23 protein-coding genes, 1 pseudogene and 1 riboswitch are annotated in these 24,698 nt (G+C 72.7%); of the genes and pseudogenes, 8 read left to right on the forward strand and 16 right to left on the reverse strand.

What is annotated here, in order from left to right; translation table 11 throughout:
• Positions 1–28 precede the first annotated feature (28 nt).
• The 6 genes from ACIQE0_RS27640 to ACIQE0_RS27665 all read right to left on the reverse strand — a co-directional run bounded on the left by ACIQE0_RS27640 (position 29) and on the right by ACIQE0_RS27665 (position 6,696).
• Positions 29–751, reverse strand: a complete 723-nt coding sequence (locus ACIQE0_RS27640) for an SRPBCC family protein (RefSeq protein ID WP_402337144.1) — start codon at positions 749–751, stop codon at positions 29–31.
• On the reverse strand, positions 751–1,425 hold the full coding sequence (locus ACIQE0_RS27645) for a (2Fe-2S)-binding protein (protein ID WP_402337146.1): 675 nt from the start codon (positions 1,423–1,425) through the stop codon (positions 751–753). The genes ACIQE0_RS27640 and ACIQE0_RS27645 overlap by 1 nt, the downstream gene beginning before the upstream one ends.
• A complete protein-coding gene (locus ACIQE0_RS27650; protein WP_402337149.1) occupies positions 1,422–3,827 on the reverse strand; it encodes a xanthine dehydrogenase family protein molybdopterin-binding subunit in 2,406 nt (801 codons plus the stop codon). Before ACIQE0_RS27650 ends, ACIQE0_RS27645 begins: the two co-directional genes overlap by 4 nt.
• Positions 3,824–4,699 (reverse strand): FAD binding domain-containing protein, encoded by an 876-nt coding sequence (locus ACIQE0_RS27655; protein ID WP_402337152.1) that lies wholly within the window; start codon positions 4,697–4,699, stop codon positions 3,824–3,826. Before ACIQE0_RS27655 ends, ACIQE0_RS27650 begins: the two co-directional genes overlap by 4 nt.
• Before the next feature lie 582 nt (positions 4,700–5,281).
• Positions 5,282–5,500 (reverse strand): ferredoxin, encoded by a 219-nt coding sequence (locus ACIQE0_RS27660; protein ID WP_402337155.1) that lies wholly within the window; start codon positions 5,498–5,500, stop codon positions 5,282–5,284.
• A 5-nt stretch (positions 5,501–5,505) separates the two neighbouring features.
• Positions 5,506–6,696, reverse strand: coding sequence for a cytochrome P450 (locus ACIQE0_RS27665; protein WP_366330554.1), 1,191 nt, complete (start codon positions 6,694–6,696; stop codon positions 5,506–5,508).
• Positions 6,697–6,840: 144 nt separating this feature from the next.
• Between ACIQE0_RS27665 and ACIQE0_RS27670 the strand changes: the two genes are divergently transcribed.
• Together ACIQE0_RS27670 and ACIQE0_RS27675 are read left to right on the forward strand one after the other, a co-directional pair.
• Positions 6,841–7,455, forward strand: coding sequence for a TetR family transcriptional regulator (locus tag ACIQE0_RS27670; protein ID WP_366330553.1), 615 nt, complete (start codon positions 6,841–6,843; stop codon positions 7,453–7,455).
• A 154-nt stretch (positions 7,456–7,609) separates the two neighbouring features.
• Entirely contained in the window at positions 7,610–8,119 is a 510-nt protein-coding gene (locus ACIQE0_RS27675) for a hypothetical protein (protein ID WP_402337160.1), read from the forward strand.
• An 88-nt stretch (positions 8,120–8,207) separates the two neighbouring features.
• On the opposite strand, the gene ACIQE0_RS27680 is transcribed toward ACIQE0_RS27675, so the two are convergent.
• Positions 8,208–8,606: a hypothetical protein gene (locus ACIQE0_RS27680; protein WP_402337162.1), complete on the reverse strand. Its 399-nt coding sequence runs from the start codon at positions 8,604–8,606 to the stop codon at positions 8,208–8,210.
• Positions 8,607–8,781: 175 nt separating this feature from the next.
• Between ACIQE0_RS27680 and ACIQE0_RS27685 the strand changes: the two genes are divergently transcribed.
• Entirely contained in the window at positions 8,782–9,759 is a 978-nt protein-coding gene (locus ACIQE0_RS27685; RefSeq protein ID WP_402337165.1) for a hypothetical protein, read from the forward strand.
• A gap of 65 nt (positions 9,760–9,824) precedes the next feature.
• A riboswitch (ZMP/ZTP riboswitch) is annotated at positions 9,825–9,912 on the forward strand.
• Between the two features lie 27 nt (positions 9,913–9,939).
• The gene (locus ACIQE0_RS27690; protein WP_402337168.1) at positions 9,940–10,806 is read left to right on the forward strand and encodes a bifunctional 5,10-methylenetetrahydrofolate dehydrogenase/5,10-methenyltetrahydrofolate cyclohydrolase; all 867 of its coding nucleotides are present in this window, start codon (positions 9,940–9,942) and stop codon (positions 10,804–10,806) included.
• A gap of 7 nt (positions 10,807–10,813) precedes the next feature.
• On the opposite strand, the gene ACIQE0_RS27695 is transcribed toward ACIQE0_RS27690, so the two are convergent.
• Positions 10,814–11,236 carry a hypothetical protein gene (locus ACIQE0_RS27695; RefSeq protein WP_402337171.1) on the reverse strand — a complete coding sequence of 141 codons (423 nt, stop codon included), beginning with the start codon at positions 11,234–11,236 and terminating at the stop codon, positions 10,814–10,816.
• 427 nt (positions 11,237–11,663) lie between these two features.
• Here ACIQE0_RS27695 and ACIQE0_RS27700 point away from each other — a divergent pair, with 427 nt between their 5' ends.
• Both ACIQE0_RS27700 and ACIQE0_RS27705 read left to right on the forward strand, forming a co-directional pair.
• A complete protein-coding gene (locus ACIQE0_RS27700) occupies positions 11,664–13,076 on the forward strand; it encodes a DUF5685 family protein (protein ID WP_402337174.1) in 1,413 nt (470 codons plus the stop codon).
• 162 nt (positions 13,077–13,238) lie between these two features.
• On the forward strand, positions 13,239–13,586 hold the full coding sequence (locus ACIQE0_RS27705) for a VOC family protein (RefSeq protein ID WP_366330546.1): 348 nt from the start codon (positions 13,239–13,241) through the stop codon (positions 13,584–13,586).
• A gap of 215 nt (positions 13,587–13,801) precedes the next feature.
• Here ACIQE0_RS27705 and ACIQE0_RS27710 read toward each other — a convergent pair whose 3' ends face one another.
• The 6 genes from ACIQE0_RS27710 to ACIQE0_RS27735 all read right to left on the reverse strand — a co-directional run bounded on the left by ACIQE0_RS27710 (position 13,802) and on the right by ACIQE0_RS27735 (position 19,630).
• On the reverse strand, positions 13,802–15,082 hold the full coding sequence (locus tag ACIQE0_RS27710) for a cytochrome P450 (protein ID WP_402337178.1): 1,281 nt from the start codon (positions 15,080–15,082) through the stop codon (positions 13,802–13,804).
• Between the two features lie 240 nt (positions 15,083–15,322).
• Positions 15,323–16,120 carry an ABC transporter permease gene (locus ACIQE0_RS27715; protein WP_366330544.1) on the reverse strand — a complete coding sequence of 266 codons (798 nt, stop codon included), beginning with the start codon at positions 16,118–16,120 and terminating at the stop codon, positions 15,323–15,325.
• Entirely contained in the window at positions 16,117–17,208 is a 1,092-nt protein-coding gene (locus ACIQE0_RS27720; RefSeq protein WP_402337226.1) for an ATP-binding cassette domain-containing protein, read from the reverse strand. Before ACIQE0_RS27720 ends, ACIQE0_RS27715 begins: the two co-directional genes overlap by 4 nt.
• A 116-nt stretch (positions 17,209–17,324) precedes the next feature.
• Positions 17,325–18,170, reverse strand: coding sequence for a DUF4097 family beta strand repeat-containing protein (locus ACIQE0_RS27725; RefSeq protein WP_402337182.1), 846 nt, complete (start codon positions 18,168–18,170; stop codon positions 17,325–17,327).
• 96 nt (positions 18,171–18,266) lie between these two features.
• Entirely contained in the window at positions 18,267–18,785 is a 519-nt protein-coding gene (locus ACIQE0_RS27730; RefSeq protein WP_366330607.1) for a hypothetical protein, read from the reverse strand.
• A gap of 530 nt (positions 18,786–19,315) precedes the next feature.
• Entirely contained in the window at positions 19,316–19,630 is a 315-nt protein-coding gene (locus ACIQE0_RS27735) for a cupin domain-containing protein (protein WP_384091798.1), read from the reverse strand.
• A 239-nt stretch (positions 19,631–19,869) separates the two neighbouring features.
• Here ACIQE0_RS27735 and ACIQE0_RS27740 point away from each other — a divergent pair, with 239 nt between their 5' ends.
• Positions 19,870–20,826, forward strand: coding sequence for a helix-turn-helix domain-containing protein (locus tag ACIQE0_RS27740; protein ID WP_402337186.1), 957 nt, complete (start codon positions 19,870–19,872; stop codon positions 20,824–20,826).
• A gap of 12 nt (positions 20,827–20,838) precedes the next feature.
• Here ACIQE0_RS27740 and ACIQE0_RS27745 read toward each other — a convergent pair whose 3' ends face one another.
• Positions 20,839–21,879 (reverse strand): alcohol dehydrogenase, encoded by a 1,041-nt coding sequence (locus tag ACIQE0_RS27745; RefSeq protein ID WP_402337190.1) that lies wholly within the window; start codon positions 21,877–21,879, stop codon positions 20,839–20,841.
• A 418-nt stretch (positions 21,880–22,297) separates the two neighbouring features.
• Positions 22,298–22,933 (reverse strand): annotated as a pseudogene (locus ACIQE0_RS27750) (lanthionine synthetase LanC family protein); the annotation flags it as partial.
• A 190-nt stretch (positions 22,934–23,123) separates the two neighbouring features.
• On the opposite strand from ACIQE0_RS27750, the gene ACIQE0_RS27755 reads away from it, so the two are divergent.
• The gene (locus tag ACIQE0_RS27755; RefSeq protein WP_402337193.1) at positions 23,124–24,572 is read left to right on the forward strand and encodes a glutamate decarboxylase; all 1,449 of its coding nucleotides are present in this window, start codon (positions 23,124–23,126) and stop codon (positions 24,570–24,572) included.
• Positions 24,573–24,698: the final 126 nt, after the last annotated feature.

A 24,698-nucleotide genomic window follows, 5' to 3' on the forward strand; every position in this document is an offset into this window, starting at 1 on the left:
CCACCCGCCGGTCCCGCCGGACACCGGCTCATGTGCGCCCCCGCCGCGGTGCGTTGAGCTGCCGCAAGGTCTTGAGCTCCCGCCGCATCCCGGTGAGCCGCCCCACCAGCCAGCCCTCGAACACCCCGACGGCGAACGCGGCGGCCAGCGGCCCGTACTTGGCCAGCACCGGCCCGACGGTGGGCCCGGCGAGCACCGACAGCCCGTCGAGTTCGTCCGGCTGCGTGGAAGTCGTGGAGGGGCCCGGCGCCGCGGACGTGTGCGGGGACGGTGACGAGGCCCCTGCCGCGACCGCCCCGCCGCTGCGTTCCCCTTCCAGCAGCCCGCCCAGATTCCGGGCGAACTGCTCCAGGATCCGGGTCGAGACCGTCCCGATCGCGCCCTTCCCGAACTGGGCCAGCTTGCCCCGGATCACCAGGTCCGTAACCAGCTCCAGCCGCGCTCCCTCCGGCGCCTCGGCGACGGTCAACGTCACCTCCGCCTCCGCGTCCCCGTTGCCGTGGGCGTCCGCCCCGCGGGCCTGCACCCGTAGCCGCCGGCGGTCGGCGTCGGTCTCCAGGAACCGCACCGTTCCCGTGTACGCGGCGGTGATCGGCCCGACCTTCACCCGGACCCGGCCCTGCCACGCCTCGCCGTCCCGGCCGTCGAGCACCGCCCCCGGCATACAGGACGCCACCCGTTCCACGTCGTTGACCAGTGCGAAGACCGCGTCCGGCGCCGCGTTCACCGGCACCGTGTTGCTGAGCTGCATCACTTCTCCTTCCCGGAGTCCGGACGGGCGGCGGTGCGCGTGGCGCGCCGCCGTTGTGCCGCGCACGTCTCGATCGCCTCGACGATGGGCTGGTAGCCGGTGCACCGGCACAGGTTGGCGGCCACCACCTCGCGGATCTCGTCGCGGTCCGGGTCCGGCCGTTCGGCGAGGAACCCCTCGGCGAGCATCAGGAACCCGGGGGTGCAGAACCCGCACTGGAGCGCGTGATGCTCCCGGAACGCACGTTGCAGATCGCTGAGTTTGCCGTCGGGTCCGGGATCGGAAGGGGAACCAGCGCCGGAACCACAGCCGCCACCGTCATCGGCGTCGCCCGCCGGCCCCCCGCAGCCCGCCCCCAACGATTCGACCGTCCGGATCCGCGCCCCTTCCGCCTGCGCCGCGAAAACCAGGCAGGCCCGTGCCGGGCGGTCGTCGAGCAGGACCGTGCAGGCGCCGCAGATGCCGTGTTCGCAGCCGACGTGGGTGCCGGTCAGCCGCAGCTCGTGGCGGAGGACGTCGACGAGGGTGCGGCGCGGTTCGGTGATCACCTCGTGCCGGACCCCGTTCACGTCGAGGACCATCAGTTGGAGCTCGCGCGCGTCCAGCGGTGAGGTGTCGGGCGGGGCGGCGGCGTCCGAGGGTGTGGCACCGGGCAGTTGAGGACGTGGGGTCATCGGGCGCTCTCCTGGTAGTGCCGGGGGTGCAGCGCGCGGTGCACCGTCTCGGGGGTGATCGGGATGTCGTCCAGTTCGGTGCCGGTGGGGCGCAGGGCGTCGTTGACGGCGTTGAGCACCGCCGCGGGCGCTCCGATCGTGCCGCCCTCGCCCGTGCCCTTGGCGCCGGTCTCGGTGAAGGCGCACGGCGTCTGAAGATGGTGGACGGCCACGTCCGGGATCTCGTGGGCGGTGGGCACCTTGTAGTCCATGAAGCTGGTTGCGGAGGGCTCGCCCTGGGCGTCGTAGGTCACCTGCTCGAAGAGCGCCCCGGCGATGCCCTGGGCGATTCCGCCCCGGCACTGGCCCTCCACCACCCGCGGGTTGATGGCCACCCCGCAGTCCTCGACGCAGACGTAGCGGAGGATCTCCACCTGGCCGGTGTCGGTGTGGAGTTCGACGACGGTGCCGTGGGTGGCGTTGGAGAAGGTGCCGTCGTTGGAGACGTCGAAGGCGGCCGTGGCGGTGAGTCCGGGCTCGATGCCCTTCGGGAGCAAGTGGGCCCGGTGGTAGGCCAGTTCGGCGAGGTCCCGGTAGGGGAGGGCGGTGGTGGGGGCGTCGCGGCGGTGGACCTCGCCGTGGCCGAGGGCGGTCTCCTCCACGGGAATGTCCCAGCGTGCCGCCGCGAGCGTGCGCAGCTTGTCGCCGAGCCGGCCGGCGGCCAGCCGCACGGCGCTGCCGCCGATCGCGATCGACCGGCTGGCGAAGGTCCCCCATCCGTACGGGACCCGGTCCGTGTCGCCCTGGTGGAGCTTCACCTTCGCCAGTTCCAGGCCGAGTTCGTCGGCGACGATCTGGGCCATGGTCGTCTCGTGGCTCTGGCCGTGGCTCATCGTCCCGGTGGTGACGGTCACCGCGCCGCTGGGGTCCATCCGCACCTCGGAGAGGTCGAAGCCGGGCACCAGCGTCATCTTGCGTTGGGCGAACGCGGCGGAGCCGTAGCCGGTGCGCTCGCTGAAGCAGGAGTAGCCGATGCCCAGGTACCGGCCCTCGGCGCGGGCGGCGTGGGCGCGTTCGTACCAGCCCTCGGCGCGCAGCGTCCGCTCGCACAGGTCCAGCGACTCCCGGTAGGAGCCGGGGTCGTAGGTGATGCCGTTGACGCCGGTGTAGGGGAACTCGGTGATCAGGTTGCGGCGGCGGATCTCCACCGGGTCGAGGTCCAGTTCCCGGGCGGCGCGCTCGAACAGCCGCTCCATGACCATGACGTACTGGGGGCGGCTGACCCCGCGGTAGGGGGCGGTGGGGGCCTTGTTGGTGGCGATCGCCCGGCCGCGGACCCGGTAGGCGGGCACCTTGTAGACGCCCGGCATCTCGGCCGCGGCCATCAGCGGTTCGATGCCGGCGGTGAACGGATAGCAGGAGTAGGCGCCGGTGTCGCAGACCACGTCCGCGTCCAGCGCCAGGATCCGGCCCGTCGCGTCGAACGCGGCGCGTGCGGTGTAGTGCTGCTCGCGGGCCAGGAAGGACGCGGTCAGTGCGTCCTTGCGGTCCTCGATCCACTTCACCGGGCGCCGCAGCCGGAGCGCGGCGGCCGCGGCGGCGATCTCCTCCCGCCCCACCACGCACTTCAGCCCGAAGCCGCCGCCCATGTCGGGCACCACCACCCGCACCGCCCGCTCGTCCAGCCCCAGGCACCGGGACGCCACCGTGCGTACCAGGTGCGGGACCTGGCTGCAGGTGTGGAGGACCAGCTGCTCCTCCCGGTCGTCCCAGTGGGCCACCGCGCCGCGGGTCTCCAACGGGAGGGCGTTCTGCCGTCCGGTGCGGACGTCGACCCCGACCACGTGGTCGGCGGCGGTGAACACCTCGTCGATGCCGTCGGTGGCGAACGGTGCCACGTCCACCAGGGTGTTGCGCGGTGCGTCCGCGTGGACCAGCGGTGCGCCGTCGGCCAGGGCCGTCTCCTCGCCGGTGACCGGTGGATGGACGGTGTAGCCGATCCGGGCGGCCTCGATGCCGTCCTCGGCGGCGTAGGCGTCCCGGGCGACGACGAGCGCCACCGGCTCGCCGACGTAGCGCACCCGGTCGCGGGCCAGTACCGGCATCGGGGTGGGGACGAACTCCGCACGCGGGCGGGCCAGTTCGGCGGTGATGTCGCCGAGCCGGAGGTCGTCAGCGGTGTAGGCGGCGACCACGCCCGGTACCGCCCGCACCGCGCTCAGGTCGATCGCGGTGATCTCGCCGTGTGCGACCGTGCTGCGGACGAACTGTGCGTGCAGCATGCCCGGCAGCGCGATGTCGTCGACGAACCGGCCGCGTCCGGTCAGCAGCCGGGGGTCCTCCCGGCGCGGTACCGACCGTCCGATCAGCCTCCCGCCGCCCTGCGCGCCCCCGTCCTGCGGTCCGGTTTCCCGCTGCCTCATCGGGACCTCTCCTCCCTTGCCCCCGTCGTGGCCCATGCCTCCGCGCCCGCCCGCTCGACCAGCGTCCGGACGAGCTGCCGGCGGTAGGCCGCGCTGCCGCCCGCGCCGTCCGGTGGATCGGCGGCCGCGGCGGCCGCGGCCGCGCAGTCGGCGAAGGAGCCGCCGCCGGCCAGCACCGCCTCCGCCTCCGGGACCCGCACCGGCACCGGTGCCACCCCGCCGAGCCCCACCCGGCCCCCGTGCACCCGCCCGTCCTCGACGTCGAGGTCCACCACCGCCGAGACGAGGGCGAAGTCCCCCTTCCGCTCGGCGAATTCGGTGAGCGCGGCGTGCGGCGCGGGCCGCGGGAAGACGATCTCGGTGAGCAGTTCGTCGGGTTCCAGGAGGCTGGTGTACGGGCCGAGGAAGAAGTCGGCGGCGGGCAGTCGCCGGGCGCCGCGCGGGCCGGTGGCGTGCAGTTCGGCGCCGAGGGTGCGGGCGAGCAGGCACCATTCGGCGGTGGCGTCGGCGTGTGCGAGGCTGCCGCCGACCGTGCCCCGGGTCCGGATCGGCAGATGGCCGATCCACCCCATGGCCCGGCGCAGCACCGCGAACCCGGGCCCCAGGACGTCCTCGGGTGCCGTCTCGACGGTGTGGTGGGTGGTCAGCGCGCCGATGTGCAGGGCGCCGTCGGGGGTGGTCCCCAGGTGGTCGAGGTGGCGCAGGGCGCCGATGTCGACCAGGTGACTCGGCCGGGCCAGGCGGAAGTTCATCATCGGGACCAGGCTCTGGCCGCCGGCGATGATCTTCGCGTCGTCGCCCAGCTCGGCCAGTAACGCGGTGGTGCCGTGGACGTCGCGGGCCCGGTGGTAGCGGAAGGGGGCGGGTTTCATGGGGGTCCTGTTCGGGTCGTTCGGCGGTTCCGGGGGAGGGGTGTGGCCGGTGCCGGGGGACGGCGGCGTGCGTTCCCGTGGGCGCCGGGGGAGGGCTTACGGGAGCGCCGATGCGCTCGGCGGGCGAACGGGCAGGAGGACGCGACCTGGTCGGGGTCGTTGCGCGGGCGCCACAGCCGGTCGTGGGAGCGGTCCGACTCGCCGTCGAGGCGGCGCAGTTGCGCGTGCGTGGCACGGCAGATCGCACACGAGGACCCTCCGGAGCACGAGTCGGGGGCTGGGTGGTCGGTGTCCGGCGCGGAACCAGGCGGGGGAGAGCGGCCTCCCCGCACCGGGCGGGGCGCTGCGGCCCTCGCCTCGGGCCGTGCGGACATGCTCTGATCTGCGGTGATGCGATGGTTTGGCATCCCGCAGAGATAATCCGAACACGTACGATCTTGGCTTGGCAAGAGGCGCGCGCCGAGTGGCCGACCGGATGGCCGATTCGCTGTCACGTCGGCGGCGCGCGGCCCGCACCGGCCCCTGGGCGCACGCAACGGGGCGCGGCCGTCCGGCCGCGCCCCGCCCACTGCTCCCGCTCGCCTACGGCCGGGGGCCGATCACCTCGCCGGAGCCGTCCCGCACCGTGATCGCCATCGCCGGACACACATCGGCCGCATTCAGCGCCCGCTCGTCCTCCGCGATCTCCTCGTGCACGGCTCGGGCGTGCGCCCCCTCCAGGACGAACAGCTCCGGTGCGATCGCCGGGCAGGAGCCGGAGGCGATGCACAGCCCCGGATCGATCTCCACTGACCACGCCACCGCGCTCACCACCCCACCGGCAGGACCCGTGGGCCGCGCACCAGCATCTGGGTCTTCCACTCCACGTCCCCGGCGACCCGCAGTCCCGGGAACCGGGTGATCAGCGCCGAAAGCGCCTCCTGGAGCTCCAGCCGGGCCAGCGGCGCGCCCAGGCAGTGGTGGACGCCGTGGCCGAAGCCGAGGTGCTGGTTGCCGGTGCGGCGGATGTCCAGCTTCCCCGGCGCGTCGAACCGCAGTGCGTCGAGGTTGGCCGCGCCCATCGCGACCAGTACCGGCTCGCCGGCCCGCACCAGGGTGCCGCCGACCTCGATGTCCTCCATGGCGTACCGCGCCTGGCCGGCACCACTGCCCAACGGGACGAACCGCAGCAGCTCCTCCACGGCGCCCCCGATCAGCTCGGGCTGCTCCCGCAGCAGGGCCAGCTGGTCGGGGTGGTCCAGCAGCGCCAGCACGAAGTTGGGGATCTGGGTGGCGGTGGTCTCGTGCCCGGCGACGAGTATGCCCACGCACAGATCGACCAGTTCGAGCTCGGAGAGCCGGTCGCCGACGTCCCGCGCGTCGATCAGCGCGGTCATCAGGTCGTCCTGCGGCTCCTGCCGGTGCCGGTCGATCAACGTGCGCATGTACGCGCGCAGTTCCTCGCGATTGGCGTCGAACTCCTCGGCGGTCAGCGAACTCGTCGAGAGCGCGGCGTCGCTCCACACCCGGAACTGCGGGCGGTCCTCGGCCGGCACCCCGAGCAGCCGGCAGATGACGGCCACCGGGATGGGCAGGGCGTACCGGTCGACGAGGTCCACCGGCGGTCCGGCCGCCTCCAGCTCGTCGAGCAGTTCCCGGGTCAACTCCTTGACCTGCGGCCGGAGTTTCTCCACCTGGCGGACCGTGAACGCCTTCGCCACCAGGGTCCGCAGCCGGGTGTGGTCGGGCGGGTCCATGCTCAGGATGCCGCCGTTGCGGCTCCCCTCGGACTGCCGGGGCTCGTCGCGCCGGTCGCTTTCGGCCCGGCTGAACCGCTGGTCGCCGAGGACGAACCGGGCCTCGGTGTACCGCGTGACGAGCCAGGCCGGCTCGCCGTAGGCCAGTTGGACCTTCAGCAGGCCCGGGTGGTTGCGGGCCCGTTCGTACTCCGTCGAGAGATCAAGGCTCTCGGCGATGTTGAAGGGGTAGGAAAGTGGTGCTGTGTCGGCTGTGGTCATCGTGACCTCCCTCGTGTAAGCACCTGCTTACATAACCGTAGGACGCATACTCGGAGCGGTCAACGCCTGCTTGCGACAGTTGAGTTGACCCGTTATGGCGGGCCGCGGCGGCCAATTGACGGACGGACGGAAAGGGGAGCACCGATGGGGGAGCCAACGCAGGAGGAAACGGGCGAGACCGTGCCGTGCGCCGGCGAACACCGCCGGGACGCCCAGGGCACCCGGCAGCTGCTGCTCGACGCCGCCTCGGAACTCTTCGCCGAGCGCGGCTACGAACGCGCGACGGTGCGCGACATCGCCTCCCGGGCCGGCGTCAACCAAGCCCTGCTGTTCCGCTACTTCGGCTCAAAAAAAGCCCTGCTCGGCGAGGTGATGGCGCGCGGCGGCCACGAGCAGCTGCGCACCACACCGGCGGAGCGGCTGTTCGAGGTCGCGCTGCGCGGGATGCTCGCCGACGGCGGCGGTCCGGACGCCGACCGCTCGCTGAAGGTCTGCCTCCGCTCCATCGGCGGGAGCGACGAGATCGCCGAGGCGCTGCGGGGGCTCGGGGACGAGTACGCCGAGGTGCTCGCCACCCTCTCCCGGGCCGGCGACGGCGCACTGCGCGGCGACCTGGCGCTGTCCTGGCTGCTGGGCATCGGCCTGATGCGGGTGGTGGTCGGCAAGGAACCGCTGGCCAGCGCCGATCCGGACACCGTCGTCCAGCTTGTGGGGCAGGCCCTGGGCGCTCTCATGGAGGGGCTGCCGAAGGCCGAATGACGCCCCGCTGTCCGCCATCGCGCGGGGTGTGTCCCGGCCCGTGGTGCGTTCTGGTGACGCTCCGGCGGGTCGCCACCTGGGGTGGGATGACCGACTTATTGTCGCGTTTGCAGAAGATTGTATCGATTCTGCATAGTCGAGCAAAGGTGGAACAATGCTTCGTTCGATTCCTCGCGGGCTCGCGGTGGCCGGCCTCGCCGCGGCCCTGGTGGTCCCGGTAGCAGGCACCGCGACCGCGGCCCCCGGCAGCTCCCAGACCGCGCAGTGCGCCATGCAAAGCCGGTGCCAGCACACCTCGCACGGCCGCCAGCACGACAACGGCCGCGGCCACGAGGGCCGCAACGGGCGCCAGGCCCGGCAGGCACACGGCCGCCACGACGACGGTTTCGGCCGCTGCGACGACTTCGGCCGCCGTGACGACATCTTCGGCCGCTGTGACGACTTCCGCCGCTGCGACGACTTCGGGCGCCGTGACGACTTCGGCCGCCGTGGCGACGACTTCGGGCGCTGTGACGACTTCCGCCGCTGCGACGACTTCGGGCGCCGTGACGACTTCGGTCGCCGTGGTGACGACTTCCGCCGCTGCGACGACTTCCGCCGCCGTGGCCCCGGCCCGGACCGGGGCGGCCTCATCGGTCTCGGGCGCCTCCTCGGGATCCTCTGAACCGTTGCGCCGCATCGCCACGTCAGGTGGGCCCGGGTCCGGTACCCGGGCCCACAGGCATGCAGGGGCTCGCGCCCCCACCGGATCGTCAGGGTCGGGGCACCGGTCTCAACGCCCCGTGCGCCGACGCCAGTTCCCTGCCGTATCCGCCGGGCGGGACAGCCAGGTGGCGCCGCTGCGGTAGCACGTCCGGGGCCCGGTGCGGCCGCAGCGCGGTGAGCGCGATCTCGGTCTCCTCCATCAGCGCCCGGTAGGACACCAGTCGCTGCCACTCCGGATCGGCGACGCCGGGCACCGTCGCGCACCGCTCCGTCCAGATCCTCACCAGCCCCGCGTACACGGGTGTCTGCCGGACGACTTCGGCGTTGATCCGCGGCGGTGCGGGCACCGCCTCCGACCTGGGGGGAGTGGGCCGCTCCACCGGGGGGCGGGGGATGAACGCGGTCCGGCCGTGGCCGGCGACGGTGACGGATGACGGAGCACTCATGGCCGTAGAAACGATTCGTCCCATCGGTTGGTCACTGCGCACGCCCCCTGTCGCCCCCCGGCGCTCCCTCTCATAACATCCCAAAGCGCTGCGTGAGGTGCTGGGAATATCACCTCTTACAGTGATCTCTCATGGAGAACCGGGCCAACTTCGGCCAAAAAACGTTGTCGCTGACATGGAACCGAGGGAGTTGTGGGAGCGCCATGCGGTCCTCGCGCAGGCGTTTTGCATCAGCGATGACGAGGTCCGCCGGACGCAAGGACTCCTCGACGAGGCCGAGGTCCGCCGCTCGCGGACGCTGGCCGCCTTCGCGGTGACGGTCGGCAGCGACGAGGTGGTCGCCGATCTGCTCGGGCTCGACGCCCGCGAGGTGCGCCTGGCCCGCCGTACGGTCGGCAAGGAGGACGCCCGGGCGGCGGCCAAGAGCCTGCTCGACCAGTCGGCCAGGGACCGCCGCGCCGCCCACCGCGCCGACGCCCCGGGGTACACCGAACCGCCCCGCCCGACCCCGTCGTCCACAGGTACCGGCGCGCCGGCCGGATCCGGCACCTCCCGGGCCGCTGCCGCCGCCGCGCCCTCCGCCGCCCCGGCACCCCCGCCCGAGACCGCCACCCGCGTCCCCCCTCGCCCCGCCCCGCCGCACACCCCCCTCTCCTCGCCCGTCCCCGAACAGGCCTGGTCACCCGCGCTGGACGCGGTCCTGGTGCACAGTCACCACACCGGCGCCGACCTGACCGCGCTCGCCACCGAACTGGGCCTGGACGTCAGCATCTTGGCCGCCCGGGCGCACCAGCTCGCCACCGAGTCCCACACCGCCCGCCCCACGTCCACGGACCGCATCGGCCGCCACCGCAGGATGACCGACCCCCAAGGCACCCCCTCCGAACCCCCGCCCCAGCCCCCGTACGAGCCGCGCACCTCCTGGGCGTCGCCCGTCCACCCCTCCCCCTGGGTGCCCGCCCAGGACGGCTACGCCTCCTGGTCCCCGGTGGACGCCGCCGCCTCCTGGCCGTCCCCACCGGGGACGTTCGCCGGCCCCGCCTGGGACCCGAGCGCCGTGACCGTCGCCCAGCACGACTGGGACGGCATCCTCAGCCAGTGGGAGGCCGCCAGCGCACCGCACCGCTTCAGTCCCGGCCGGCAGTCCCCCTGACCGGCGCGGCCCGCACCACCCGCGAACACCCGTGCCCGTCCGCTCCCAGGCATCGCCTACAGTGGGGCGCGAGCCGTGACTGGCGCTTGGGTGGAGTACCACCGGGAAGCGGCTCGGCCTGACCGGCCAATGCCGTGCGCCTGGGCGAATCCGTACGACGTACGACGCTCAGGAGGCGCCATGTCGCAGACCACGTCCCCCACCGCCCGCCTGATGGACGGCAGCGCCCTCGCCCGCCGCATGGTCGAGGAGGCCGCCGCCCGCGCCGCGGAACTCACCGCGCGCACCGGCCAGGCCCCCTGCCTGGCCACCGTTCTCGTGGGCGACGACCCGGCCTCGGTGACCTACGTCCGGATGAAGCGCAACCGCTGCGCCAAGGCCGGCATCCAGTCGCGGCATGTCGCGCTCCCCGCCGACACGACCACTGCCGCGCTGGTCGACACCATCGGTGCGCTCTCCGCCGACCCCGGTGTGCACGGCATCCTGCTCCAGCACCCGGTCGGCCCGCACATCGACGAGCGCGCCGCCTTCGAGGCCGTCGCGCCCGAGAAGGACGTCGACGGCGTCACCGCCCACTCCTTCGCCGCGATGGGCCTGGGCATGGACGGCTTCGCCTCCTGCACGCCCGGCGGCATCCTCCGCCTGCTGGACCACCACGGCGTCGACCTGGCCGGCAAGCACGCCGTGGTCGTCGGCCGCAGCGCCATCCTCGGCAGGCCGGTGGGCATGCTGCTGCTCGGCCGCAACGCCACCGTCACCTACTGCCACTCCCGCACCGCCGACCTCGCCGCCCACACCAGGGAGGCGGACGTCCTGGTCGCCGCGGTGGGCCGGGCCCGTTTCCTGCACGGCGACCAGATCAAGCCCGGGGCCGTCGTCATCGACGCCGGCTACCACCCCGGCAACGTCGGCGACGTCGACTTCGAGTCGGCCGCCGCGGTCGCGAGCCTGATCACCCCGGTGCCCGGCGGCGTCGGCCCGATGACCATCGCCACCCTCCTCACCCAGACCGTGGACGCGGCGACCCGGCAGCTGGTGACGGCCTGACGGACGGTCACGCCACCTTGACCCTGACCTTCCAGGGCAGCACCACATGCGGGCAGACGTGGCCGGGGGAGGCGTGACAGGTCCGCTGCGAGGTGAGCTCGGCGACGCCTCGCCTGGCCGCCACGAAACGCCCGGTGGCGCCGCCGGTCGGTGTCGTGCCCCCCGCCGTCCGTCTGAGCACGGCGGGGGCGCTGGACACCGGGACGCTCCACCTGAAGGTGATACCGGGACGGCGTTCGCCGGTGAGCCGGACCTCGACCACGTCCCCGGTGTGCACGGTGAGGGCCCGGCCGTTGTCCCTGACCGTGAGCACGACGCTGCGGGCCGCGGAGGGCGGGACCGGGGAGGCCGGTGCCGCGGGGGAGGCCGGCGCCGCACCCAGTGCCGCACTCACGGCACCCACCACGGCCAGATAGCTCATCGTCTTCATGACTCTCCAAAATCCGGGAAAAGACTGCGGGTTGACTGGCGACCCCCGGTCGCGACCGGCCGCACGCACCGCGGCGCGGTCATGCTCCCACCGGGGATTCAGGCGGCGGTATCAGCAGAACGGGTGAATGAAGGCGGCGGACGCTCCGGCTCCTGATTGCCTGATTTCCAACTCCTCATCCCTGCAATGGAGTTGCTGTAAAAGGGCACGGCGGAGAGGCGTGCATCGGTCCGGAGCCTGTCGCGTGGCCGCACGGATGGTGCGGGTGCGGCGTAGGGGACGACCGTCGGGGCGACGGTCCGTCCATCGCATGGATCGAGCGTTGCCCGGCGCGCTGGACGTGAGCGCTGGTCACGGGCCCAATGGGTAGCATTCCAGGCCGCTGCTGCCGGACCATGCTCATGTCTAACGGGGGGATTGCTCTTACATGTTCGGAATCGTCAGGCCCTGTTCGCACCGCCTGTCCCAAGGGCTCAAAACGGAGTGGATGGCCCATCTGTGCGGCCTCTGCCTCGCGCTGCGCGCCGACCACGGCCAGTTCGCCCGGGTGGTCACCAACTACGACGGGCTGATCGTGTCGGTGCTGACCGACGCCCAGTCCGGCCGGGCTGACCTCCGGCGCCGTACCGCAGGACCCTGCCCGCTGCGCGGTATGCGCACCGCCTCGGTCGCCCGGGGAGAGGGCGCGCGGCTCGCGGCGTCGGTCTCCCTCGTCCTCGCCTCGGCGAAGATCCGCGACCATGTCGCGGACGGGAACGGGGTGCTGCGGCGCCGTCCGATGGCCGCCGCGGCGCGCCGGGTCGCGGCGGGCTGGGACCGGGCCGGCGCACGCACCGGCGCCAAGCTCGGCTTCGACACCGCCGTCCTCGTCGACGCGGTCGACCGCCAGGTGGGCATCGAGGAGTCGGCCGGGCCCGGCACGCCCCTGACGGTGATCACCGAACCGACCGAGACCGCCACCGCCGCGGCCTTCGCGCACACCGCGGTGCTGGCCGGCCGGCCCGGCAACGCCGCGCCGCTGGCCGAGGCCGGCCGGCTCTTCGGCCGGCTCGCGCACCTCCTCGACGCCGTGGAGGACCGGGCCGCGGACGCCGCCGAAGGCGCCTGGAACCCGATCACCGCCACCGGCGCCGGCCTGGGCGAGGCCCGCCGCCTGTGCAACGACGCGCTGCACGGCATCCGACTCGCCCTGCGCGACGTGGAGTTCACCGACTCCGCCCTGGTGCATGTGCTGCTGGTGCACGAACTGCGGCGCTCGGTGGACCGCGCCTTCGGCACCTCCTCCTGCTCCCACCAGGGGCAAGGCGCGCTCGGCTCCTACGACGGCCAGGGCGGCAACCCGTACACCCAGGACCCCTACGGGAATCCGCAGGGCAACCCCGCCGCGCATCCGTACGGGAACCCGTACGGGAACGGGGGCGCGCCCAACGGGGCCGGTGGCGGCTGGTCTCCCCAGTACGGTCAGCCGCCGGTCGGCGGACCCTACGCCGGCGGTCAGCAGCTGAACGTCCCGCAGACCCCGTCCGGCGGTGGACCCGTCCCGCCTGGTGGCTACGGCGGCGGGTCGGGGGGCTCGGGCGGCGGTGACGGTTGGCAGCAGCCGCACCCTCCGCAGGGGCCGAGGACGCCGCGCGGCTTCTGGGCGGGCTGTGCGCTCGCCGTCGGGCTGTGCTGCACCTGCAAGGTGTGCTGTGCCTCGGAGTTCGAGGGACCGTGGTCGGGCAAGAAGCGCGAGGGCTGCTGCCAGGCATGCGACTGCTGCAACACGTGCTGCAGCCCCGCCTCCAACTGCGGCGACTGCTGCAAGTGTTGCGACGGCTGCGATTGCTGTGACTGCTGAGCGAACGCCGTACCGCCTGTGCGGACGCCGCTGAGTCGGCACTCACCGCCACGTCTGACGCATGTGGTGGCGGGAGGGGTGGGAAAGTGTGTGCGGTGGCGGATGTGGCGTAGTACTTCTGGGGAGTTCTGGAGACTCGTCTGTTCTCACCTGGAGTCGTCGATGGTCGTTCGTCGTGTCGTGCCCAACGTCCAGTCAGAGGCCGTGCAGGAGAGCCGTGACTTCTATGGCCTGCTGGGTTTCGAGGAGGTCATGAACCACGGCTGGATCGTGACGCTGGCCGCCCCGTCCGCTCCGGCGGCGCAGGTCAGCTTCATGGCCGGCGACAAGACCGCCCCGGTCACCCCTGACATGAGTGTCGAGGTGGACGATGTGGACGCGGCCTATGCGGTCATGCGGGACAGCGGTGCGGAGATCCTTCATCCCCTTCAGGACGAGGAGTGGGGGGTGCGGCGGTTCTTCGTCCGCGATCCCAACGGCCGGGTGGTCAATGTGCTGGGTCACCGCTGACGGCGCTCCTTGCGGGCGGGGAAGGTACGGGGTGGCAACTCCAGGCGGGCGGGCGCACGGCATTTTATTTTCGTGAGATCTGCTGCCTGTGGTGTTGAGTCACGGAGGACGTGCTTCGCGGGGGCTGGGCCGGGGGCGGGCGCTGACGCGTTGGTGGGGTGGGCCCCTCCGCATGCGGCGGCTGGGCCCACCCCGGGGGCCGGACGGGACGCGGGCTATGTCGCGTCCCAGGTGACGGGGAGGCACTGCACCCCGTGCATGGTCGGGTCCTTGCGCAGCGGCACCTCCGCCGGCGGTATGGCCAGGCGCAGCGTCGGGAGGCGGGTGAGCAGGGCCGGGAAGGCCACCCGCATCTGGACGCGGGCCAGTTGCTGGCCCAGGCACTGGTGGATGCCGTGGCCGAAGGCCAGGTGGCCGGTGGCCTTGCGGCGCAGGTCCAGGGTGTCGGGGTCGGGGAAGCGGTCCGGGTCGCGGTTGGCGGCGTGCAGTGCGACGGTGACCGACTCCCCGGCCTTGATCAACTGTCCGTCCAGCTCGATGTCTTCCAATGCCGCGCGCATCCCGGTGTGGGCGATGGTGAGATAGCGCAACAGCTCCTCCACCGCCTGGTCGGCGAGGCCGGGATCGGCGAGCAGGGCGGCGGCCTGCTCCGGGTGGGTCAGCAGGGCGAAGGTGCCGAGCGCGATCATGTTCGAGGTGGTGTCCAGGCCCGCGGCCAGGAGGAAGCTGCCCACGCCGGCCAGTTCCTCGTCGGTGAGGTCGCTGCCGGTCAGATCGCCGAGCAGGTCGTCGGTGGGGTGCGCGCGCTTGGCGAGTACCAGTCCCCGGATGAACTCCTGGAGTGCGGCCAGGGCGGCGTACTGCTCCTCCACCGTCCCCTCCGTGCTGGTCGCCGCCGTGACGTGGTGCTGGAAGAGCGCGCGTTCGGCATAGGGCACTCCGAGCAGCTCACAGATCATCAGCGCGGGGAGGGGGTGGGCGAACGCCGTCACCAGGTCCACCGGCGGGCCGTGGCGCTCCATCGCGTCGAGGTGTTCGGCGGTGATCTGCTCTGCGCGTGCGGTCAGTTGGCGCATCCGGCGGACGGTGAACTTCCCCATGAGGAGCCGCCGGTAGCGGGTGTGCTCGGGCGGGTCGATGCCGGTGAGGTCGCCGATCGGGGCCGGCGGCAGGGTGACGTTCTCCGTGCCGGGGAACGGGAGGTGCATCAGCTCGTAGCGTGAGCTGAAGCGGGGGTCGGCGGCCACCGCGCGGGCCACGGAGTGGCCGGTGGCCAGCCAGCCGAGGTGGCCGTCGGGGTAGCGCATCCGGCGGAGCGGCTGCTCCTCGCGCAGTTCCGCCAGTTCGGCGGGCGGGTCGAAGGGGCATCCCGTGGGGCGGGTGAGCGGGAGCTCGGTGAGCGGCTCGGGCTCGGGGCGAACGGGTTGGAGGGGCGGGGGCGTTGAGGGCGTTGACGGGGTGGGTGGGGTTGATGGTGTCGTGGGGTCGGTCGACATGATGGTGCCCTCCGTTGCGTTAGGTGGCGGTGTAGTTGCGTATGGTGATGATGGTGGGGTGTGTGGTGGTGTGCGCTGCGGTGAGGGCAGCGGTGGGGTTGTCCGTGTGTATTGGTGGAGCGAAGTGGGGCTGGTGCGGCAGGTGTTGCGCCGTACCGGATGGGGTCGCGGCGGGACGTGAGGGCCGGTGTCGGTCGGGCCGTGGCCGCGGTGGGGGCGGTGGTGCCGCCGGGGTCAGCGCTAGCGCTTGACGTTGCGGCGGAAGGCCGTGCGCGCCCAGAGGTAGCCGACCAGGGCGAGGCCGACGCACCAGGCGAGGGCCGCCATGGCGCTGTCGCCGACGGGGGTGCCCATCAGCAGGCCCCGCAGGGTCTCGTTGATCGGGGTGAAGGGCTGGTACTCGGCGAACCAGCGGATTCCGGCCGGCATGGACTCCGGCGGGACGAACGCGCTGCCCAGGAAGGGCAGGAGGGTGAACGGCATCGGTGCGTTGCTCGCCGATTCGACGGTCTTGGCGACCAGTCCCATCGCGGCCGCCAGCCAGGTGAGGGCGAAGGCGAGGAGGGCGAGCAGGGCGGTCGCGGCGACCCAGCCGAGCACGGTGGCGTGCGGGCGGAAGCCCACCGCCAGTGCGACCCCGATGACCAGGGCGAGGCTGGCCATGGTCTGGAGGACGCTCCCGACCACATGCCCCGTGAGCACCGAGCCGCGGGAGATCGCCATGGTGCGGAAGCGGTTGATGATGCCCTCGGTCATATCGGTGCAGACCGAGACCGCGGTGGCGATGGCGCCGGATGTCGCCGCCATCAGGATGATTCCCGGGGCGACGTAATTGACGTAGCCGTCACGGCCGTTGGCCGCCCCGGGCAGGTTGATGCCGTGGCCGAGCGCGCCGCCGAAGACGTAGACGAACAGCAGCAGCATCAGGATCGGCATGGCGACGACCGAGATCGTCATGGACGGATAGCGCTGTGCGTGCTTGAGGTTGCGCCGCAGCATCGTCATCGAGTCGCGCAGCGCGTACGAAGGGGCGCTCATCGGGGCTTCTCCGTACGGGCGTTGGTCGATTGGGACGAATGAGAAGACTGAGACGACTGAGACGACTGGGGCGTCGGTGGTGGCTGGGACGTCTGCGGTGACTGCTGTCCGTGCTGTTGCTGCCGGCCGGTGAGGGCGAGGAAGACGTCGTCGAGGTCGGGGGTGTGCACGGTGAGGGCCTCCGCCGTGAGTGAGGCGGCGTCCAGGGTGTCGAGGACGCTGCGCACGGTGGGGATGCTGCCGTCGCCGGGGATCTGGAGGGTGAGCGCGTCGCGGTCCGCCGCGCCGGCGTCGAAGAGGGCGGCCGCCGATTCCAGCGCCTGCGGGTCCGCGAACTGGAGGCGGAGATGCCCGCCGGGTATGCGGCGCTTGAGCGCGTCCGCCGTGCCCTCCGCGACCAGTCGTCCCTGGTCCAGGACGGCGATGCGGTCGGCGAGTTGGTCGGCCTCTTCCAGATACTGCGTGGTCAGGAAGATGGTGACGCCGTCATCGGCGACCAGGCGGCGGATGATCTCCCACATCGTCCGTCGGCTGCGCGGATCGAGACCGGTGGTCGGTTCGTCGAGGAAGATGATGCGCGGATTGCCGACCAGGGTCATCGCGAGGTCGAGCTTGCGGCGCATGCCGCCGGAGAAGGTGGCGACGGGGGCGGTGGCCGCGTCGGCGAGGTCGAAGCGGCGCAGCAGTTCGGCGGCCCGCCGGCGGCCCTCCCGGCGGTCGAGGTGGTGCAGATCCGCCATCAGGAGGAGGTTCTCCCGGGCGTTGAGGAGGTTGTCCAGCGCCGCGAACTGGCCGGTCACGCCGATCGCGGTGCGCACGGCGTCAGGGTCGCGGGCCACGTCGTGGCCTGCCACGTGTACGTGGCCGGCGGACGCGGTCAGGAGGGTGGAGAGGATGTGGACGGTGGTGGTCTTGCCGGCACCGTTGGGCCCGAGCAGGGCGAAGATCGTGCCCTCGGGGATGTCCAGGTCGATTCCGTCGAGGACCACCTTGTCGCCGTAGGACTTGGTCAGTCCGGTGGCCGAGATCGCCGCGGGGCGGGGACGGGTGGCCGGGGGTGCGGGCGCGGCGGCGGGCGCCGCGGTCATACGGGCCATAACGGCGTGTCCGTTCGTGGGATGTTGCTGCGGATGAGTGTGGTGCTGGTGAAGTGCATGCTTCTTCTGCGGTAGTTGGCGAGCAGGTGAGTCGGCGGGGGCGGCGCTCAGGCGCGGGCGCGGCGCACGTCGATGTTGCCGTGGCGGGTCCGGGCGCGGATCTTGACGGTGTCCTCGCTCCGCTCCGGGGCCTCGGAGGCGGCGAGCGCGTTGCGGATCTGCCCGCCGTCGGAGTTGATGTCGAGCCAGGCGGCGGTGCCCTCGCGGACGCCGACCTCGATGGCGCCGTAGGAGGTCTCCAACTGGACCTCTCCGTTGGCGACTTCGGCGACGCGCAGGGTGCCGTGGGCGGTGGTCGCGGTGACCGAGCTCTCGGCGCGCGTGATGTCGATGTCGCCATGGGCGCCGCTCACCCGCAGCTCCCCGGTCACGGCGCCGACGGTCGTGGTGCCGTGCGAGTTCTTCAGGACGGCGGGGCCGTCGACGAGGCCCACGCGCACGCTGCCGGAGCTGGTGGTGATCTCGGCGATGCCCTCGACCCGGTCCACGGTGATCGAGCCGTGGGAGGCGGTCAGTTGCAGCGGTCCGGTGGCGTCGAGGCGGACGTCGCCGGCCGAGACCTTCGCCCGGACCTCGCCGAGCCGGCCCTCGCCGAACACCTGGGCCCAGGCGCCGGTCATGTCGACCGTTGAGCCGGTGGGCAGTTCGACCGTGACGTCGACGGTGCCGGTGCGCCCGAGGAGGTAGCGCTGCTTGGGCGTCCGGATGGTCAGGGTGCCGCCGGTGTAGGTGACCTCGGTCTGCTCGGCGTCCCGCACGTCCTGGTCCTTCTTCGGGTTGCGGGGCCGGACCTCGACGACGGTGTCGGGGCGGTCGCTCGCGATGAACTGGATGGAGCCGGCCTCCACCCGAGCGGTGGTCGAGATCGGTTCGGTGGTGGGGAAAGTAGGCATGGCTGTGCCGTCCTTCTGGGTCTCGTGGGCGTCCCTGCTGGTGGGACGTGGTGTGGGTGAAGTGGTGTGAGTGAGGTGGGGCGGGCGCGGGTGCGGTCAGCGCACCCAGCCCGTGTAGCCCTGTCCGAAGGTGCGGGTCTTCTCCGCGGGGCGCGGCTGCGTACCGCCGCCGACCGCGGCCGACACGGCCCGCACCAGCCAGGCGTTGACCGACAGGCCCTCGCGGCTCGCGGCCTCTTCGGCGCGGGCCTTGAGGTGGGCCGGCAGGCGCAGATTGACGCGGGCAGTGCCGCCCTCGTCGCCCTCGGCCGGCGCCGGGGTCGTGAGCGGTTCGGCGGGCGCGACGGCCGGTTCCGCGGGGCCGCCGCCGGCGGGCGGTGGTGTCACCACGAAGTCGGGGTCGAGTCCGCGCAGCCGTACGTCGACCGAGCCGGGGGCGAGCTCGCGGGTGATCTCGTCCATCGCGGCGGAGAGCACATTGAGCATGGTCAGACGGGTTGCCGACTCCAGAGGGGCGGTGAGCCGCTCGGCCAGCTCGCGGGCATCTTCCCCGCCGGCTTCGGCGGCCACCGCAAGTTCGCGGCGGAGGGTGTCGACATACGGCGTGAGGTCCATGACCACATAGTGGCACCATTGTGGTGCCATGTGCAAGCCCTAGTGGTGCCATGGGTGGCGCGGGGGGTGGGTGTGGGCGCTCTGGGCTGGTGAAAAGCGAAGAGGGCGGCCTTTGTTGGCGCGGTCTCGGGTGTGCCTGGCGAGCCTTGGGGGTGCGGGGCGGTGTCGGATGGCGCCGCGTGGCGTCGGGTGGTGCCGGATGGTGCCAAGCTGTGCCGTCTGGTGCCACGTGATGCCATGTGGTGCCACATGGTGCCGCCGGGGGGCGTCCGGCCGCCGTCTCGTGCCCGGCCGCCGCCTCGTGCCCTGCCGCTGCTCGACGTCGGTCAGCGGCGGCCTTCTGGTGTGCCGGGGCGCCCCCGGAAGGCGCCGCCAGCGCGACGCCGCCGCCTGAGCGGTGGCTCGGGCGGCGGCGCGGACGCTGTGCGGTTGGTCGGCTGTGGGCGTGGGCGTCGTGGGTGGCCCGCCCGGAGGCGTTGCGGGGGCAGGTCTCCTGGAGGAGCGGGATGGGGCGGTGCCGGCGCCGGCCCCTACCCCTCCGGGTAGAAGACGAACAGTGTGCAGCCGGTCGTCGACTGCGGGACGTGCGAGGAACCGGCGGGGGCGTGGATGAACGAGCCGGCCGGATAGTCCCGTTCGCCGTCGTTGAAGACTCCGGAGACGACGAACACCTCCTCCGGGCCCGGCTCGTGCACGTCTATGCCCTCCCAGTGCGACCCCGGGTCCATCTCCAGGACCTGGGCGCTGGCGCCGTTCTCGCCGCTCCACAGTGGGCGCTGCCGGATCCCGGGGAACACCTCGCGCACCGGTGCGTCCGCCACGGCGGCCCATACGTAGCCGGCCATCTGGTTCCCGGCGTTTCCGGCGGGTGCGGTCTCGCTGGTGGTCGTCACTTCGGGCCTCGTCTTCCCGGCTGCCGCCATATCGGTCGTCGCCATCTCGGCTGTTCTCGTCTCTCGTAAGGACGTCTCTTGCGCGGACGTCTCCTGCGGGGACGCCCCTCGCGTCGTCATCGGGGACAGCCTCGCGCAGGGGTGTTGACCAGCCGAGTGTCAGGAATGACATCCTGCGGTACTTTTCTGTCATGGCTGCCGTGCACCGCGTCGTGGCGCTCGTCCGCCCGCCCCAGTCGACCTTCGAACTGGGCTGTGCGGCCGAGGTCTTCGGGATCGAGCGGGCGGAGGTCGCGGTCCGGTACGCCTTCGGGGTGTGCACGGAGCAGCCGGGCCCGGTGGCCACGCTCGCCGGATACGACATGCTCGTGACGGACGGACTGACCGCGCTCGATCGGGCGGACACCGTCGTCATCCCCGGGTGGCTGCCGCCCGAGGTGGCGCCCTCACCGGCCGTCGTGCGCGCACTGCGCCGGGCGCACGAGCGCGGTGCGCGGTTGGTCAGCATCTGCTCCGGCGCCTTCGCGCTGGCGCACGCCGGGTTGCTGGACGGGCGGCGGGCAACCACCCACTGGGCGCGTGCGGGCCAACTGGCCGATCTTTTCCCGACGGTCGAGGTGGACCCGGACGTGCTCTACGTGGACCACGGCGACCTCGCCACCAGCGCGGGCGCCGGGGCCGGCATCGACCTGTGCCTGCACCTCGTCCGCACCGACCACGGGGCCGGCTACGCCGCACAGGTCGCCCGGAGCATGGTCATGCCGCCGCATCGGGAGGGCGGCCAGCTCCAGTTCGCGGCGCCACCGCACCCCGTCCAGATGGACGGCTCGTTGGCGCTCCTCCTGGAATGGGCGACCGCACGCCTCGACGAACCCCTCACCGTCGACGAACTGGCCGCGCAGCAGGGCCTGTCGGCCCGTACGCTCGCCCGCCGGTTCGCCGACCAGCTCGGCGTGAGCCCCGGGCAGTGGCTGCTCGCCCAACGGATCGCCGCCGCCCGGGAACTGCTGGAGTCCACCGACCTCCCCTTGGACGCCCTCGCCCGCCGCGTCGGCCTCTCCTCGGCCACCAACCTCCGCCGACGGTTCCTCCGCGCGCTGGGCACGACACCGGGGGCGTACCGCCGGGCGTTTCGCGCGGGGGCGTGAGGGCGGTGCGGGTCAGCGGGTGCGGCCGGCCTCGGTGTGCGTGAGCACCATCCGGAACCGCGCCGTCCCGGAGAGCATCCTGCCGTAGGCCTCGTTGACGTGTTCCAGCGGCATCGTCTCGATCATCGGGCGGATGCCCTGGAGGACGCTGAACGCCATGGTGTCCTGGATGTCCTGGGCGGTGCCCGAGGCGTGGCCGCGCACGACCCGGGCCCGCATCAGCAGCTGGGTCGGGTTGATGTCCAGCGGTTCGGTGTCCGCACCGATGACCACCAGTTCGCCGCGGTGCGTCAGACCGTCCACGGTCGCGGAGATGGCGGCGGAGTTGGCGGCCGTGGCCAGCACCGCCCGGGCGCCGCCGAGGGACTGGAGTGCCTCCGCGACGGGAGTGCCCGCGGTGCTGTCGATGTAGTGGTGCGCCCCGAGCTGCTTGGCGAAGTCGGCCTTGTCGGCGCCGCGGGCGATCGCCACCGTCTCGAAGCCCATCGCGGCGGCGAACTGCACGCCCAGGTGCCCCAGGCCGCCGAGGCCCAGTACGGCGACCAGATCGCCCGGCCGGGCCACGCTGCGCCGCAGCCCGTTGTACGTGGTCACCCCCGCGCAGGCCATCGGGCCGGCGTCCGCCGCGGCGAGCCGGTCGGGGATCCGCGCCAGCGCGTCGGCCGGCGCGACCACCGTCTCGCCGAACCCCCCGTCGTAGGCCCAGCCGGGCACCTTCAGCTGATCGCAGACGACGAAGTCGCCCTCCCGGCAGGGCGTGCAGTTATGGCAGCTGCCGCCGAACCAGCCCACCGCGACCCGGTCGCCGATCCGCCAGCGGCTGTCCGTGTACTCGCCGACCTCCGCGATCCGCCCGGCGATCTCATGGCCGGTGACCAGCGGGAACCGCACGCCCGGCAGCGCGCCGCCGACGAACATCGCATCGCTGTGACAGATCCCGCAGGCGTCCACGTCGATCCGGACATGTCCCGGACCCGGCCGCGGGACCTCCCGCTCGACGATCTCGAAGGGCGCGTCGGCGGCGCCGACCTGCGCGACTTGGTAGGTGTTCATCAGATCGCTCTCCCACATGCCCCGGTGCCGGTGCGGTCGCGCCCTGTGCGGTGCGGTCGCGTCGCGTGGCGGTCCGCATACGCCGGACCCGCGCCGTCGCGTCCTGTCGCGCCGCGCTCCGGCTCTTCCTCGCGCCGGGTCCACGCCCCGGCGCCCCGGCCTTCTTCGTGCCTGCCGCGTGCGTCGGCTGGGCCGCCTGCCGACTCTGCTGGTGCAACGGCCTCCTCTTCCCAGCACACCAGCTCCGGGCCGATCACGCGCGTCGAGCGGGCGGTGTGCGGACGGGGAGGGGCGGGCGGCGCCGATCGGTGGTGCGCCCGTCACCGGGGGTGCGGGGCCGGCCCACGCTCGCGTTCATGTCGGGTGCGTGGCGCGCCCGTTACGGTGGGTGCGGGAGTGGGCCGGGTGCCCTGGGGGCTCAGGCCAGCAGCAGTGGCATGTCCCAGTCCGTGGTGGCACCCCCGGTGGCATAGGCGTCCAGGGCCAGGGCGACGCCCGAGGCGCCGTCCAGGTAGCCGGAGACGTCGCTGGCGAACGGTACGCGGGTCATGGTGAAGCGGTAGCCGAACGGCGCGTCCGGATCGAAGGCGTCCAGGAGGCGGGCGGCCACCGCGTCCCGCCGGTGCCCGATGCGGTCGGTGAGTTCGGTGAGTTCGGTGCGGTCGGTGAGTCTCGCGCGTTCGGTGGCTCCAGCGGCGGACGGGGTGTGCGGTGGGTGCTCCGTCGCGAAGTCCTCGGCCAGGCGGCCGAGTTGGTGCAGGGCACCGGCCCAGCCGTGGCAGAGGGCGTGGTCCGTGATGCCCCAGCGTTCCAAGGGGAGCGTCAGCAGGCGCTCGACCGACTCCGCGGCCAGGACGGTCCAGTCCGGCCGGTCCAGCGCGCGTCCCGCCAGCTGGAGGGCGCGGGAGACGCCCGGTGCGCCGTAGCACCAGGAGGGCCAGCCGGCCGGCTCGTCGTAGGACGCGGGGCCGGCCAGCCACTGGGCGAGGCCGAGGTGGCCCGGCCAGTACACCCCGTGTGCGTCCCGTACTGCCCAGTGCGTCAACAGCCCGGCCAGGGAGGCGATGGCGTCCCGCTGGCCCGTCCGGAAGCAGCCGCCCGGCGCGGCGCGATGACGCAACCGCCGCTCCCCGCACAGACGCAGCCGTTACCCTGGCCGCCGCGCGGAGCGGCCCGGCCGGGCGGGAGGGCCGACCGGACCGTCCGCCGAAAGGTCCGGTACGTACCAGAGAAGGACATGCTCCATGCCACTCAAGCGCCCGCACCAACACCGCTACACCAGCCCCAAGCTCACCGTCAACCCGGTCTTCAGCCGGGAACCGCTCCACGTCCCCCGGTACGAGCTGCCGGCCGACGGGATGGAGCCGGACACCGCGTACCAGATCGTCCACGACGAACTGATGCTGGACGGCAACGCCCGGCTGAACCTCGCCACGTTCGTCAGCACGTGGGCGGAGCCGCAGGCCCAGCGGCTGATGGCCGAGTGTGCCGAGAAGAACATGATCGACAAGGACGAGTACCCGCAGACCGCCGAGATCGAGGCGCGCTGTGTGCACATGCTCGCCGACCTGTGGCACGCCCCCGACTCCCATGCGGCGGTGGGCTGTTCGACCACCGGCTCCAGTGAGGCGGCGATGCTCGCCGGGCTGGCCCTCAAGCGCCGCTGGCAGCAGCGCCGGCGCGCCGAGGGCAAGTCCACCGAGCGTCCCAACATGGTGATGGGCATCAACGTCCAGATCTGCTGGGAGAAGTTCGCCAACTACTTCGAGGTCGAGCCGCGCTACGTCCCCATGGAGGGCGACCGCTTCATCCTCTCCCCGGAGGAGGCCGTCGAACTCTGCGACGAGAACACCATCGGTGTCGTCGCCGTCCTCGGCTCCACCTTCGACGGCGCCTACGAGCCGGTCGCCGAGATCGCCGCGGCCCTCGACGCCCTCCAGGAGCGCACCGGCATCGACGTACCGGTGCATGTCGACGGCGCCTCCGGCGCGATGATCGCGCCGTTCCTCGACCCCGACCTGCTCTGGGACTTCCGGCTCCCGCGGGTCGCCTCCATCAACACCTCCGGCCACAAGTACGGCCTGGTCATGCCCGGCGTCGGCTGGGCCCTGTGGCGGGACGCGGAGGCCCTCCCCGAGGACCTGATCTTCCACGTCAACTACCTCGGCGGCGACATGCCGACCTTCGCGCTGAACTTCTCCCGGCCCGGCGCCCAGGTCATCGCGCAGTACTACAACTTCCTGCGCCTGGGCTTCGAGGGCTACCGCACCGTCCAGCAGACCAGCCGGGACGTCGCCACCCGGATGTCCGCCGAGATCGCCGAGATGGGTCCGTTCACCCTCCTCACCGACGGCAGCCAACTCCCGGTCTTCGCCTTCCGGATCAGTGACGACGTCACCAACTTCACCGTTTTCGACGTCTCCGCAGCGCTCCGCGAACGCGGCTGGCAGGTGCCCGCCTACACCTTCCCGGCCAACCGCACCGACCTCGCCGCCCTGCGCGTCGTGGTGCGCAACGGCTTCGGCCACGACCTCGGCGACCTGTTCCTCGAAGACCTCCGCCGGGTCCTGCCGCGCCTCCAGGCCCAGCAGGGACCGCACCGCTCCGCCGACGACGCCGGCGGCTTCGCGCACGGCGCGGAGCCGAAGCGGTCCGCCCGCCCGGCCATCCCGGAGCAGACGGCCCGCGGCTGATCCCCTCCGGTCCCGCCGGCGGGCCCCGCCCCGCCCCCGGCGCCCCCCGCCGGCCGGCCGGGGCCAAAAAGGGAGTCCGGCGGGGATGGGAAGAGTGGTTGGCGGAGTGTATATGTAGGGGGTGGG

It is taken from the genome of Streptomyces sp. NPDC093097, assembly GCF_044754325.1.
Classification (GTDB): domain Bacteria; phylum Actinomycetota; class Actinomycetes; order Streptomycetales; family Streptomycetaceae; genus Streptomyces.

What these genes read in the sequence shown, in the direction of transcription:
- ACIQE0_RS27640 (WP_402337144.1), bottom strand. Translation starts at nt 751, where the DNA reads ATGCAGCTCAGCAACACGGTGCCGGTGAACGCGGCGCCGGACGCGGTC.
- ACIQE0_RS27645 (WP_402337146.1), bottom strand. Translation starts at nt 1,425, where the DNA reads ATGACCCCACGTCCTCAACTGCCCGGTGCCACACCCTCGGACGCCGCC.
- ACIQE0_RS27650 (WP_402337149.1), bottom strand. Translation starts at nt 3,827, where the DNA reads ATGAGGCAGCGGGAAACCGGACCGCAGGACGGGGGCGCGCAGGGCGGC.
- ACIQE0_RS27655 (WP_402337152.1), bottom strand. Translation starts at nt 4,699, where the DNA reads ATGAAACCCGCCCCCTTCCGCTACCACCGGGCCCGCGACGTCCACGGC.
- ACIQE0_RS27665 (WP_366330554.1), bottom strand. Translation starts at nt 6,696, where the DNA reads ATGACCACAGCCGACACAGCACCACTTTCCTACCCCTTCAACATCGCC.
- ACIQE0_RS27670 (WP_366330553.1), top strand. Translation starts at nt 6,841, where the DNA reads ATGGGGGAGCCAACGCAGGAGGAAACGGGCGAGACCGTGCCGTGCGCC.
- ACIQE0_RS27675 (WP_402337160.1), top strand. Translation starts at nt 7,610, where the DNA reads ATGCTTCGTTCGATTCCTCGCGGGCTCGCGGTGGCCGGCCTCGCCGCG.
- ACIQE0_RS27680 (WP_402337162.1), bottom strand. Translation starts at nt 8,606, where the DNA reads ATGAGTGCTCCGTCATCCGTCACCGTCGCCGGCCACGGCCGGACCGCG.
- ACIQE0_RS27685 (WP_402337165.1), top strand. Translation starts at nt 8,782, where the DNA reads ATGGAACCGAGGGAGTTGTGGGAGCGCCATGCGGTCCTCGCGCAGGCG.
- ACIQE0_RS27690 (WP_402337168.1), top strand. Translation starts at nt 9,940, where the DNA reads ATGTCGCAGACCACGTCCCCCACCGCCCGCCTGATGGACGGCAGCGCC.
- ACIQE0_RS27695 (WP_402337171.1), bottom strand. Translation starts at nt 11,236, where the DNA reads ATGAAGACGATGAGCTATCTGGCCGTGGTGGGTGCCGTGAGTGCGGCA.
- ACIQE0_RS27700 (WP_402337174.1), top strand. Translation starts at nt 11,664, where the DNA reads ATGTTCGGAATCGTCAGGCCCTGTTCGCACCGCCTGTCCCAAGGGCTC.
- ACIQE0_RS27705 (WP_366330546.1), top strand. Translation starts at nt 13,239, where the DNA reads ATGGTCGTTCGTCGTGTCGTGCCCAACGTCCAGTCAGAGGCCGTGCAG.
- ACIQE0_RS27710 (WP_402337178.1), bottom strand. Translation starts at nt 15,082, where the DNA reads ATGTCGACCGACCCCACGACACCATCAACCCCACCCACCCCGTCAACG.
- ACIQE0_RS27715 (WP_366330544.1), bottom strand. Translation starts at nt 16,120, where the DNA reads ATGAGCGCCCCTTCGTACGCGCTGCGCGACTCGATGACGATGCTGCGG.
- ACIQE0_RS27720 (WP_402337226.1), bottom strand. Translation starts at nt 17,208, where the DNA reads ATGACCGCGGCGCCCGCCGCCGCGCCCGCACCCCCGGCCACCCGTCCC.
- ACIQE0_RS27725 (WP_402337182.1), bottom strand. Translation starts at nt 18,170, where the DNA reads ATGCCTACTTTCCCCACCACCGAACCGATCTCGACCACCGCTCGGGTG.
- ACIQE0_RS27730 (WP_366330607.1), bottom strand. Translation starts at nt 18,785, where the DNA reads ATGGACCTCACGCCGTATGTCGACACCCTCCGCCGCGAACTTGCGGTG.
- ACIQE0_RS27735 (WP_384091798.1), bottom strand. Translation starts at nt 19,630, where the DNA reads ATGGCCGGCTACGTATGGGCCGCCGTGGCGGACGCACCGGTGCGCGAG.
- ACIQE0_RS27740 (WP_402337186.1), top strand. Translation starts at nt 19,870, where the DNA reads ATGGCTGCCGTGCACCGCGTCGTGGCGCTCGTCCGCCCGCCCCAGTCG.
- ACIQE0_RS27745 (WP_402337190.1), bottom strand. Translation starts at nt 21,879, where the DNA reads ATGAACACCTACCAAGTCGCGCAGGTCGGCGCCGCCGACGCGCCCTTC.
- ACIQE0_RS27755 (WP_402337193.1), top strand. Translation starts at nt 23,124, where the DNA reads ATGCCACTCAAGCGCCCGCACCAACACCGCTACACCAGCCCCAAGCTC.